The organism is Cellvibrio sp. BR (assembly GCF_000263355.1).
In the GTDB taxonomy this organism is placed as follows: domain Bacteria; phylum Pseudomonadota; class Gammaproteobacteria; order Pseudomonadales; family Cellvibrionaceae; genus Cellvibrio.
Window position 1 is genome coordinate 1 of record NZ_JH668211.1, and the last position, 10,874, is coordinate 10,874.

At 43.6% G+C, this 10,874-nt stretch carries 12 protein-coding genes and 1 pseudogene; 5 read left to right on the top strand and 8 right to left on the bottom strand.

Annotated elements, in window-relative coordinates; genetic code table 11:
• Positions 1–82 precede the first annotated feature (82 nt).
• Both O59_RS21900 and O59_RS20620 read left to right on the top strand, forming a co-directional pair.
• Positions 83–304 (top strand): BREX protein BrxB domain-containing protein, encoded by a 222-nt coding sequence (locus O59_RS21900; RefSeq protein WP_232283125.1) that lies wholly within the window; start codon positions 83–85, stop codon positions 302–304.
• 54 nt (positions 305–358) lie between these two features.
• Positions 359–751 carry a diacylglycerol kinase gene (locus tag O59_RS20620; protein WP_040393925.1) on the top strand — a complete coding sequence of 131 codons (393 nt, stop codon included), beginning with the start codon at positions 359–361 and terminating at the stop codon, positions 749–751.
• Positions 752–1,027: 276 nt separating this feature from the next.
• Here the strand turns inward: O59_RS20620 and O59_RS20625 are convergent, their stop codons facing one another.
• The 4 genes from O59_RS20625 to O59_RS20640 form a co-directional block, all read right to left on the bottom strand.
• The gene (locus O59_RS20625; RefSeq protein WP_040393927.1) at positions 1,028–2,104 is read right to left on the bottom strand and encodes a calcium/sodium antiporter; all 1,077 of its coding nucleotides are present in this window, start codon (positions 2,102–2,104) and stop codon (positions 1,028–1,030) included.
• Between the two features lie 97 nt (positions 2,105–2,201).
• Positions 2,202–3,164, bottom strand: a complete 963-nt coding sequence (locus O59_RS20630; protein ID WP_007646336.1) for a TerC family protein — start codon at positions 3,162–3,164, stop codon at positions 2,202–2,204.
• Positions 3,164–4,036, bottom strand: coding sequence for a protease HtpX (htpX, locus tag O59_RS20635; RefSeq protein WP_040393929.1), 873 nt, complete (start codon positions 4,034–4,036; stop codon positions 3,164–3,166). The genes O59_RS20630 and htpX overlap by 1 nt, the downstream gene beginning before the upstream one ends.
• Positions 4,037–4,056: 20 nt before the next feature.
• The gene (locus tag O59_RS20640; protein WP_040393931.1) at positions 4,057–4,386 is read right to left on the bottom strand and encodes an HPF/RaiA family ribosome-associated protein; all 330 of its coding nucleotides are present in this window, start codon (positions 4,384–4,386) and stop codon (positions 4,057–4,059) included.
• Between the two features lie 115 nt (positions 4,387–4,501).
• On the opposite strand from O59_RS20640, the gene nhaR reads away from it, so the two are divergent.
• Entirely contained in the window at positions 4,502–5,419 is a 918-nt protein-coding gene (gene nhaR / locus O59_RS20645) for a transcriptional activator NhaR (protein WP_007646338.1), read from the top strand.
• Positions 5,420–5,490: 71 nt separating this feature from the next.
• Here the strand turns inward: nhaR and O59_RS21240 are convergent, their stop codons facing one another.
• The 4 genes from O59_RS21240 to O59_RS20665 all read right to left on the bottom strand — a co-directional run bounded on the left by O59_RS21240 (position 5,491) and on the right by O59_RS20665 (position 8,867).
• Positions 5,491–6,339 carry a GGDEF domain-containing protein gene (locus O59_RS21240; protein WP_007646339.1) on the bottom strand — a complete coding sequence of 283 codons (849 nt, stop codon included), beginning with the start codon at positions 6,337–6,339 and terminating at the stop codon, positions 5,491–5,493.
• A 28-nt stretch (positions 6,340–6,367) separates the two neighbouring features.
• A complete protein-coding gene (locus O59_RS20655) occupies positions 6,368–6,826 on the bottom strand; it encodes a phosphate-starvation-inducible PsiE family protein (RefSeq protein WP_007646340.1) in 459 nt (152 codons plus the stop codon).
• Between the two features lie 148 nt (positions 6,827–6,974).
• Positions 6,975–7,895, bottom strand: a complete 921-nt coding sequence (gene cysD / locus O59_RS20660) for a sulfate adenylyltransferase subunit CysD (RefSeq protein ID WP_007646341.1) — start codon at positions 7,893–7,895, stop codon at positions 6,975–6,977.
• A 36-nt stretch (positions 7,896–7,931) separates the two neighbouring features.
• Positions 7,932–8,867 carry a sodium-dependent bicarbonate transport family permease gene (locus tag O59_RS20665; protein WP_040393937.1) on the bottom strand — a complete coding sequence of 312 codons (936 nt, stop codon included), beginning with the start codon at positions 8,865–8,867 and terminating at the stop codon, positions 7,932–7,934.
• A gap of 110 nt (positions 8,868–8,977) precedes the next feature.
• Between O59_RS20665 and O59_RS20670 the strand changes: the two genes are divergently transcribed.
• Positions 8,978–9,928 carry a LysR family transcriptional regulator gene (locus O59_RS20670; protein ID WP_007646343.1) on the top strand — a complete coding sequence of 317 codons (951 nt, stop codon included), beginning with the start codon at positions 8,978–8,980 and terminating at the stop codon, positions 9,926–9,928.
• Between the two features lie 80 nt (positions 9,929–10,008).
• Positions 10,009–10,569 (top strand): annotated as a pseudogene (locus O59_RS22145) (helix-turn-helix domain-containing protein); the annotation flags it as partial.
• Positions 10,570–10,874: the final 305 nt, after the last annotated feature.

Sequence of the window (10,874 nt, forward strand, 5' to 3'; positions counted from 1 at the left end):
GCGAGTACAAGAAATACCGGCTCATTGAGTGTTGGGGTTCGGGCACCAAGGATTCAGCGGAGATCATGCCCATATTGCACATATGGAAAGACACCTATCATCAAAAGGCGTATATGAAAAATTTAAGTCCTGCTTCGAGCAATCTAGCGGACATCGCTGGGTTGATGAGCGTGATGGCTACCAGTTCTATCAAGATGAGCTTGGACCATATTTAATAGAGAAGTATTCCGCTTCTGAGAAAGACCTAGTTTTTATCTCGGGAGTAGGTTCCGTGTGGCCATTACTGAGAGCACACAATCGATAGTCAACTTAAACAACGCCACAATGGCGTTCAGCTAGTTACACATAGAGGTTGCCAATGAAAAATAAAGCGCTAAATACCGGTGTAGTTGGATTTCACCCGATAAGAAAAATATCTGTAGCAATGCGCGGCATTTATTACGCAATTATTTTAGATGCTGCAGTCGCGTATAAAGTTGTTTTATCGACGATTTTGCTCGCAGTATTTTTTTACCATAGACAATGGATTGATTTTAGTTTGGTTTTGGTGGTTACGGGGATGGTTATAATTTCAGAGATATTTAATACAGCGATAGAATCGCTGTGTGATTTTATTGAAAGTCATCAAAATGATAAAATTGGAATCATTAAAGATATCTCAGCTGGAGCGGTTGGCGTTAGTATATTTACATGGTTAGTTGTAATTATTATTGAAATCTATCGTGCAAGTACAATATTTTTTCTATCATGAACACGTTAAATACGACGTCTAATGTAAATGAATTTTTTTAATAAACACTTCAAAATAATTTTGTGAAATACAACCAATAACAGCAACTCTATTCCTGTAGAAGCAGGATAAGTATCGAGAATACCGGAAAATATAAAAAAGCAAGAAGCAGTGAAACAATAGCTTGACAGTATTTAGTTAATTAACATTGAGTATTATATTTTAACCAGCCCCCTCCAGGGGCTGGGCGGCCTTTACCTAACAGGCTTGAAAAAATTCATGATTGAATATAGAGCTTTAATTTACGGTGTCATTTGTAGTCTTGTGCCGTAAAAAAACTACCGTCACAGCAATAATTGTCAAGGGTAGAATAAAACTCAACATAATTGAATTTAGCAAATCCATTGAATAATTTTGTGACATTAATATCAAATAAGTGGTGTAGGCAACGTAGTAGAATAAAAACACAATCCCATTAACACGTGAGATCTGGTGACCAGCAGCAAAAATGGGTAAGCAGGCCAGAGCGACGGCGATCATAATCCAAATATCAAAATTGATAACATTTTCAGAAACCGCCAAACCTGTATTGCCAGATACAATAGCAGACAACCCTAAACACCCCAAAATATTGAATGTGTTGCTTCCAATGACATTTCCTACCGCAATATCGCGCTGGCCTTTTATTGCCGCCATTATAGATGTTGCTACCTCCGGCATGGATGTTCCGGCAGCAACAATGGTTAACCCAATAACCAGGTCACTAACTCCAAAATATTTTGCAAAGGTGACAGAGGCGCTCACTAACCATTGAGAGCCAAGTACGAGCAATACCAGCCCAGCAATAATATGTAAAATTTGTACTGGTTTTTTGTCGCTCCACGATGGGCGATTAGATAATTCTGAATACTCCTGTTTGGTAATACCGGTTTCCTTGCGTGATTGATAAATTAAAAATGCGGTGTAAGCGATGAGTATGATAAACAAGAGTAGTCCATCAACAATGCTCAAACTGCCATCCAAGCTAACTGCCAGAAGCAGAAAGGATGCACCGATCATAATCGGGACTTCCTGACGAATAATTTGTGCATTCACAAGCAGTGGCGTTATGAGCGCTGAAATGCCTAATATAAACAACACATTGAAAATATTACTCCCGACAACATTGCCTATTGCAATATCGGTCTTATCTTGCAGTGCGGCGCCAACTGATACCGCTACTTCGGGTGCGCTAGTGCCAAAGGCAACAATGGTTAAGCCCACTACTAAGGGTGAAATTCCAAAAGACATCGCGAATTTTGATGCACCACGCACCAAAATATCTGCACCGGCTACCAATAAGACCAGCCCTGCCACAAACATGAGTATTGTCATTTTTGCTCCATAAAACTTTTATTTTGGTTATTGCCAGCATGCATTATCCGATGATGTGTGGATCACGCATGACTGGCAAGTTGCACCGCTGTCGTAGTTACTCTACGGCCTTTTTTCGAGTTACCCACAAGCTTGCAAGAATACTCCCACCAATTAGAGTAACAATAACGAGTAGTGACCACATCACAGGGACATGAAACCAATTCGCTACCAGCATTTTGCAACCAATGAACACTAGTACCACTGACAAGCCATACTTGATTAAATGGAATCGATCCGCAACATCAGCCAGCAGGAAATACAGCGCTCTTAGCCCCAAAATAGCAAAGATGTTAGATGTTGCAACGATAAACGGATCAGACGTAATCGCAAAAATTGCCGGAATCGAGTCAACCGCAAAAACCAAATCTGATATTTCGATTAATATCAGGACTAGAAAAAGTGGAGTGAAGTAGCGGGCACCTTGCTGAACAATCGTGAACTTTTCCCCATGAAAACCAGGCGTGATCCGAAGGTGCTTTCGAGCAAAAACAACAATCCAGTTCTTCTCTAAATCGGGTTTTTCATCGACTGCGAGCAGCATGCGAATGCCGGTAATAATAAGAAATGCACCAAATACGTAAAGAACCCACGAAAACTCTTTTACCGCCCAACTGCCGATCAAAATCATGATAATGCGCATCACTATCGCACCCAGCACCCCGTAAATCAGCACTCGGCGTTGATACTCTGGCGGGACTTGGAAAGCAGAAAATATGAGCAGGAATACAAAGACATTATCGACTGAAAGCGACTTTTCAATCAGATAACCAGTAAAAAACTCCAGTGCTTTTTGGTCCGCAAAAGTTTCACCATAATCTTTTTTAAGATACCACCACAGGCCGATATTGAAAATAACGGCCAGTGAAAACCAAACCAACGACCATGATGCTGCCTCTTTGACGCTTACCTTGTGGGCCTTATTGCCGCCAAATACAAAGAGATCCAGTAGCAATATAATCACTACGAATATAATAAATCCTGTCCAGAGCTCCCATCCAGCGAACTGTATGTTTTCCATTAAACATTACCTTTTTGTAATTTTGAAATTCGCTCCGCAAGCGGCGGATGACTCATAAACAGCTTGGACAATCCGCCACCGCCTGCAATACCAAAGGCTGCCATACCGCCAGGCAATGGTTGAGGTTGTGATGATTGCAAGCGTTGTAGCGCAGCAATCATATTGCTGCTTCCTGCAAGGTAGGCACCGCCTTGATCAGCCCGAAATTCGCGCTGGCGTGAGAACCACATTACGATCACTGATGCCAAAATTCCCAACACTAGCTCCGCCGCAATGCTGGTAATCCAAAAGGCCGGTCCATGCCCTTCTTCGGTTTTAAAAATGACCTTATCAACGAAATTGCCGATGATTCGTGCGAAAAAGATTACAAACGTGTTCACCACACCTTGGATCAGGGCAAGCGTTACCATGTCACCATTTGCGACGTGCGCAACTTCATGCCCAATAACAGCTTCAGCCTCCTCCTTGGTCATAGCGAGCAGGAGCCCACTGGAAACGGCGACCATTGAAGAGTTTTTTGTCATGCCAGTCGCGAATGCGTTTATGTCGTCCGATTCGAATATTCCGACCTCCGGCATTTTGATGTGAGCTGTTTCTGCATAGCGCGCGACGACATCGATTAGCCAACGCTCTTGGGAGTTGCCTGGGTCGGAAATAATCCTGACCCCCATACTTTTTTTTGCCATCCATTTAGAGATGGCGAGCGAGGCAAACGAGCCGCCAAATCCCATAACAGCTGCAAAAATTAACAGCGAACCAAGGTTAAGTCCCTTGGCATTTAAGTAGGGTTCCACTCCCAATAAACGCATACTCAGAGATAGAACTAACACAATCGCAGCGTTGGTTGCCAAGAATAACAATATGCGCTTCATAAAAATCTCCGATTACCTATTTAGACCCTTATCCGTTGGTGATCAATTTCCCGATGGCGGGCAATTTGCCTAGATACGGAACGTGCTCCCCTTTCTATAGCTCGGTCGATAGCGACATACAAATCCGCTTGTACATCCTCGATGACAAGCTGTTTTTTACCTTTGAGTACGATCAGGAGATGACAGGATTTGTCAGCGCCCCCACGTGGTCCGTTAATATCAGCCAAGCGAACAGAAATTTTGGTTACATCATCCCGGTTCCAACTCAACGCCAGAGCCAACTTTTCTTCGACGTAGTCTTTAATAGCATCGGTTAATTCAAACGCATTTGTATGAATATGAATTTGCATGTCTAAACCTCTCGTGTGGGTTGATGAGATTCCAATGTAGCAACATCCAAAACATCCAACAAATCGAATATACTTTGCAGACAGTTCGAAAAAAACTAATTGTTAGGCGGTACCAGTGAATCATCTAAATTATAAACATCTACGCTATTTCTGGGCGGTAGCAAAAACAGGAAGTGTTACCAAAGCGGCGGAACAACTTCACTTAACGCCTCAATCGATAAGCGGGCAGTTAACTGAATTCGCCAACACTTTGGGGGTTGAGTTGTTTCACAAAGTTGGCCGTAATCTTGAGTTGACCGATGCGGGAAGGCGAGCACTGAGCTATGCGGACGAGATTTTTTCTGTTGGCGATGAATTAATGGCAGTTCTTCGCGACCAACGCAGCAAGAAATCTCTTCCTTTACGAGTTGGTCTGGCCGACTCTGTATCTAAAACGATTGCCTATCGGCTGCTTGAACCGGCGTATGAAATGCAAGAGCCAACACGTTTAATTTGCCGGGAAGCAAGATTAGTATCGCTGCTATCTGATTTGGCCGTGCATCGGCTAGATTTAATTATCGCCGATAGGCCCATGCCACCTAATTTGCATGTCAAAGGATTCAGCCACCTCATTGGTGAAAGCCATATGGGTTTATTCGGCGTTGCGGCCCTGGTAAATAAATTAAAACGAACGTTTCCTGAGTCGCTGAATAACGCACCTTTGTTAATGATTGGCGAAGATGCGGCGGTGCGGGGGAGAATTAATCAATGGCTGGCGCAAAAAAATTTACATCCTGACATTAAAGGGGAATTTGACGATAGCGCGCTAATGAAAGCATTTGGTCGAGCAGGCGAAGGGTTGTTTTTCGCACCTAATGCCATCGCTAAAGACATTTGTAGTCAATACAAAGTGGTAAAGTTAGCAGACATTCCATCGGTAAATGAACAGGTCTATGTCATAACCACGGAGCGACAGCTAACTCATCCGCTTGTAAAAACCATCTGTAAATTTGGGCGGGATGACTTGTTTTCTACGAATCGTGAAGATGGTTAGCAAGACACGCCAGGTTAAATAGTTTTTGGCATCAGAAAATAATGTGCTTAATTAATGAGCACACAAGGGCTTTATGGATAATATTCTTGCGAAAATCCATTCCGACCATTTGTCTTAACTCGATACATTAGCTTATCGGCTTCCTCGATAGTTCTTAAAAAATCGGGTGGAGTTACAGCATAAGTTACAATACCCATACTAAAAGTTGTTTGCCATTTGTGTTTCAACATTCGTTCACTTAATTTATTTTTCAAATTAATGGCATACATTCGGGCATGCTCTCTATCAGCATTCAAAAGAACTAAACAAAATTCATCTCCTCCCAAACGACCGATGACATCATTTTTTCTGACATTTTCGTTCATTACTTGGGCTGCTTCAAATAAGAGTTTGTCACCAATTTTATGTCCATATGTATCATTTATGGATTTAAAGCTATCAACATCAATGAAAACAATGGTTATTGGCAATCGCTGACGATGACCGGTTGAAAATGCAATCTCTCCATTTTCATAAAATGATCTTCTGTTGGGGATTTTTGTAAGACTATCTTCGCGCGCTAATTGCGACTCCCTGATTAAAAGTCGACGAATGTAGCGAAGCAAGTAAGTTATATAAGCCAAAATTAGCGCATGAACTGTTGAGTTAAACAGAAATGAAAATAAATCAATGTTGTTATGTGCTATTAAATAATCACCAATAGTCCATGACAAAATTGCCAAGACCAAGATAAAGCAGCAAAATAATGCACTAGTAAACCAAGAGGCAACGATAATCGGAATCAGAAAAAAAAGATGAAATTCAAGTGATGGGCCAACTATAAAATGCAAATAACCAATTAAAATCACACTCGAAAGGGAAAGTGCTTTAAGCAAAAAGTTCACTTTCAAGTTTGGCCTAGACAATACTAGGTCGCTCATATTCACAAGACAGTCCCCCCATATAACATTATTCGTTACTCGGCTGGCTTTGCTTCTTGTTCGATACTATAACAATATAGTAATAGGCAACAGATAGAGCCAGAATCACTGCTCCCGTTGCATAGACATAATTGTAATCCATCTCGTTGTAGTCAAATATGATGACTTTTCGTGCTGCGGCCATAAGCGCAGTACCTAAAACGATCTCCACCGCAAGTCTCGAATTGTGGCTATCGCGCACGTAAAGAATTAGATTGTGATAGATTTCGATCGCAATCAAAACAGCCATAAAGGCACCAAACGTTGCAAAGATGTCTTTTATTTCCAATAGCATAAACGGTGGAGCCATCAGTCGCTGGTAGAGAATATACAGTATGTCTGCAACCCCCCACATAATGACAAACACCATGATTACGGCAATTACTTTTGCAACATACTGAATTACCAACCCCATTGCTTTAATTAATTTCGAATCTTCGATTTCCATTTTTATCTCCTTTTATAATCTGACTGATCAAACAACAGCGTGCCGAGGTAGGTTTCCACTTTCAACTTATTACGAATCAACGGATAGCCCCAAAAAGTTAGTTACGCATACACAGGATAGAATAGGCTATCTGCGGTTGCCTGAAAATCTAAAAATATCCCTCACGCTTTTTCTTTTCCATAGAGCCAACCTGATCTTTGTCCAAGGTTCTTCCCTCACGCTCGCTTGTTTTGCTTACCAGCAGCTCCTGAATAATTTCCTCCACCCGGATTGCTGCACTCAGTACCGCACCGGTTTGTGGGTAGCAACCTAATGTTCGACAGCGTAACGGGCGATGCGCGATACTTTGCAGTTCGTTCTTGCTAAGAAAAGGCCGCATTCGATCATCGTCGAGCACAAAGTGCTGGCCATTTTCATCACTTTTCCAGCTTAAGCGTGGAGCAGAGAAATATAATGAAACCAATTCAATTTTTTCTTTGAGAATGTACTGCCAAATATCCAACTCAGTCCAGTTAGACAATGGGAATACCCGTATTGACTCCCCCTTGTTAATTTCGGTATTGAATATGTTCCATAATTCCGGGCGTTGGTTTTTAGGATTCCACCCCTGATGTTCATCGCGCACCGAAAAGATTCTCTCTTTCGCACGAGATTTTTCCTCATCACGTCGCGCTCCACCCAAAGCTGCGTCAAATTTGTAAATACTCATGGCTTGCTTGAGCGCTTGCGTTTTCATTTGGTCATTATATTTGACTGAACCACTGGTAATAGGGTGAATACCGCTGGCAAGCGCAGTGTTATTAGTATGCACGAGGATGTTGAGATTGTGCTTTGCGGCCATATAGTCCCGGAAGCGCCCCATCTCTGCGAATTCCCAGGTTGTGTCTACATGCAGCAGTGTGAATGGAACCGGCGCTGGCCAAAATGCCTTGCGAGCTAAATGCAGCATTACCGTAGAATCTTTACCAATCGAATAGAACAAACAAGGCTTATCAAAACATGCGGCAACCTCACGAATAATAAAAATGGCTTCTGCTTCTAATTGCTGTAAATGGGTTTGTTGATGCACAGTGTTTCCTCAAATAATCAACCGTCGGATAAGTTGTTAGCTACTGAGCCAGACAAGCATTTGGTAATACAGTGGAATACCCACCAACACATTGAAGGGAAATGTAACGCCTAATGCAGCGAAAATCGCCACGCCTACATCCGCCTCTTTTATTGCTGTCCGTATGGCCGCAGGCGCTGCAATGTACGACGCACTAGCAACCAAACAGCCAAGGATGAGAGTAGTACCTGGGGGCATGTTGAACATCAGACCAACCGATAAACCAACCATGGCCAATAGGATCGGCGAGAATGTTGCAAAAACGATAAGTCGCCAATGATGAAAGGGAAGTGGATAAAGGTGTTTTGATGCGCACAATCCCATCTCTAATAAGAAGAGTGCAAGCAACGCTTTGAATGCGCCGAGAAAGAGCGGAGCAATGTCCGCACTGCCCGCCGGACCGTAGCAATATCCAATTACAACACCGCCAGCAAGAAGTAAGACACCCCGGCTTGTAAGGGCCTCATGCCACATCGCCGCTGCATTACCTGAACCACCGCTAACATGACGATAAAGTACAATCGCAACGATAATCGCTGGAAGCTCTAAAAGGACTAAAAAGAGAGTGGTTTGAGGTGCTATAACAAGGTTATTACTTTCTGCAAACGCCAGCGCGACGGCAAAGGTACCCGCACTTGCAGAGCCATAATGTGCAGCGATGCTGGCACTATTAGCCGCACTCAACTTTACCGCTCTGCGTAAAAAAGGGTACAGGGCTAACGGGATCAAGGCTCCCAGCAGTATGACGGCAAGCGCCTCATTTACTAATTCCCAGGTTACTTGGCCATGCAGGGCTAATCCTCCTTTCAGGCCAAGCGTTAGCATTAATAAAATGCTGAGGGTGTCGTAAGCCGCTTTAGGCACCGACAAATCAGACTTTGCGAGCCCTGCGAGAACGCCCAATAGAAAGAATGCGACAACGATATCAGGCATAAGTATTACCAAGTCTACGTTTGATAAGCCTATTATCGCGTTAAGCAACCATATAAGATAACTAATGTTTATGGGTCGCAACATTTACGATTATCTATAATGGGCATCAAATGAATATCCGCCACCTTACCTTCAGGCTTCTTCAGGTATACATCGCTGTCGTTCGAACCGGCTCAATTTCACAAGCAGCGGCGCATCTGCATCTCACACAACCCACAGTATCCCTTCAAATCAAGCGTCTCAGCGAGGCGGTCGGTCATCCTCTACTCGAAAGCCTCAACGGCGCGTACAAGCCGACCCAGATTGGAACAGAGCTTTATCACGCGGCGCTCGATTCACTTACGCGGTTTGAGGACTTTGATAGTTTTCTGGCAGACACGGCACACGGTATTAAAGGTCATTTCAGCTTGGGCATTGTGACCACCGCTAAATATGTACTCCCGCGTTTGCTTAGTCCTTACGCCCAACAATATCCGGGAGTAGATGTCACGTTGAATATCGGGAACAGGCAAACCGTACTGAAAAGATTTGAAGATCAGCAAGACGATTTGTATCTATTCAGTCACCCACCTACTGGCGACAACGTGTTGAGCGGAAAATTTTTGCGCAACCCGTTAGTGTTGATTGCTCCGCGAAATCATTGGGCCGCACAGCGTGAAAAACTGGATTTTTCCGAACTGATACGTGAGCGATTTTTGATGCGCGAACCGGGGAGTGCCACTCGTATGATGATGGAAGCCTGGATGCTGGACAACAACTACCAGTTGAATAAAACATTACAAATTGAGAGCAATGAAGCAATTCGTTTGAGTGTAGAAACAGGTTTGGGGTTAGCGGTGATATCTGAACATACATTGGCGCAAGCTCAGGCAAATGTAGCTATCCTGAACGTTATTGGCTTTCCATTACTTAGCCACTGGTATCTGGTTCGACATCTTGACAGGCGTCTGCCTGTCGCTGCACATCAATTCATTGAATTTATGAGCGCTAACATGAGCGCTTGGATCGAAGAGAAATATATTAAAAACGAACTTTCAGTAATGTTCAGAATCGATCCGTAGTCAAGGTGGATGGAATTCGTAGATACAAAATAGGCCCGATATATCCGGCGACTCCTGACTCAAAACCACCGAGGCAACTCATGCTACATACTCCCAATCCCATTATTAAACACAGAGAAGGTTTAATGAATCTGGCTGAGGAGCTTGGAAATGTTTTTAAAGCTTGCAAGATTACGGGCTTCTCACGTGACACGTTTTGCCGTTATCAAGAGCTGGCTCAAGATGGCGGTACTGATTGATCGCAGTAAACGCAAACCGAACGTAAAAAATCGCGCAGATGAAGCCATAGAAAAAGTCGTCCTGGATTACGCCGTCCATCAGCCTACACACGGGCAGCACCGCACCAGAAATGAATTACGCAGCAAGGTATCTTCGTGTCTTGCAGCAGCGCTCGCTTTATCTGGGTTAGGTATGGCGTCAAGAACTTCAAAAAGCGCCTGCAAGCATTGGAAGCCAAAGTTGCATCCTTGGAGCGGAAAAAGCTAAAGCTGGATGTGAAGCTTGCAGTGAAATCGAAACCCATCACCCCGGTCAGCTCGGTTTGCAAGACACCTTTAGTGGGCAACCTCAAAGGCGTAGTCAGGATGTATCAACAAACCGTTGTGGACACTTACAGCAAAGTGACTTTTGCGAAACTCTTTAACGGTAATGCCAGCTTATTTTCGCCTCCTCGATCCGGCAACAATCGGCAGTGATCCAGCGTGGGGGCATATCTTATGTGACGCTCAAAGCGGTCTAGCGAACGATACTAACCTGGTTCTTGCTGTAGAGTTTTGGTGTAATTCTTTCCGTCAATCACACAATGCTTGCTCACTGCCTAGGAAACTTAAATCATGCCAGCCGTCCTTAAAGACAAAAAAATATCTCGCTCCCCTGAGCTGAAGCCAAAAGATGCAATTGCACGGCGCGCCGAGTTCCTGTCCATTCAAAGTGATCCAAACGATCC

Coding starts and splice junctions, on each gene's coding strand:
- O59_RS20630 (WP_007646336.1), bottom strand. CDS start 3,164: ATGGAAAACATACAGTTCGCTGGATGGGAGCTCTGGACAGGATTTATT.
- O59_RS20665 (WP_040393937.1), bottom strand. CDS start 8,867: ATGCCTGATATCGTTGTCGCATTCTTTCTATTGGGCGTTCTCGCAGGG.
- O59_RS20670 (WP_007646343.1), top strand. CDS start 8,978: ATGAATATCCGCCACCTTACCTTCAGGCTTCTTCAGGTATACATCGCT.
- O59_RS20620 (WP_040393925.1), top strand. CDS start 359: ATGAAAAATAAAGCGCTAAATACCGGTGTAGTTGGATTTCACCCGATA.
- O59_RS20625 (WP_040393927.1), bottom strand. CDS start 2,104: ATGACAATACTCATGTTTGTGGCAGGGCTGGTCTTATTGGTAGCCGGT.
- htpX (WP_040393929.1), bottom strand. CDS start 4,036: ATGAAGCGCATATTGTTATTCTTGGCAACCAACGCTGCGATTGTGTTA.
- O59_RS20640 (WP_040393931.1), bottom strand. CDS start 4,386: ATGCAAATTCATATTCATACAAATGCGTTTGAATTAACCGATGCTATT.
- O59_RS21900 (WP_232283125.1), top strand. CDS start 83: ATGGAAAGACACCTATCATCAAAAGGCGTATATGAAAAATTTAAGTCC.
- O59_RS20655 (WP_007646340.1), bottom strand. CDS start 6,826: ATGGAAATCGAAGATTCGAAATTAATTAAAGCAATGGGGTTGGTAATT.
- O59_RS21240 (WP_007646339.1), bottom strand. CDS start 6,339: ATGAGCGACCTAGTATTGTCTAGGCCAAACTTGAAAGTGAACTTTTTG.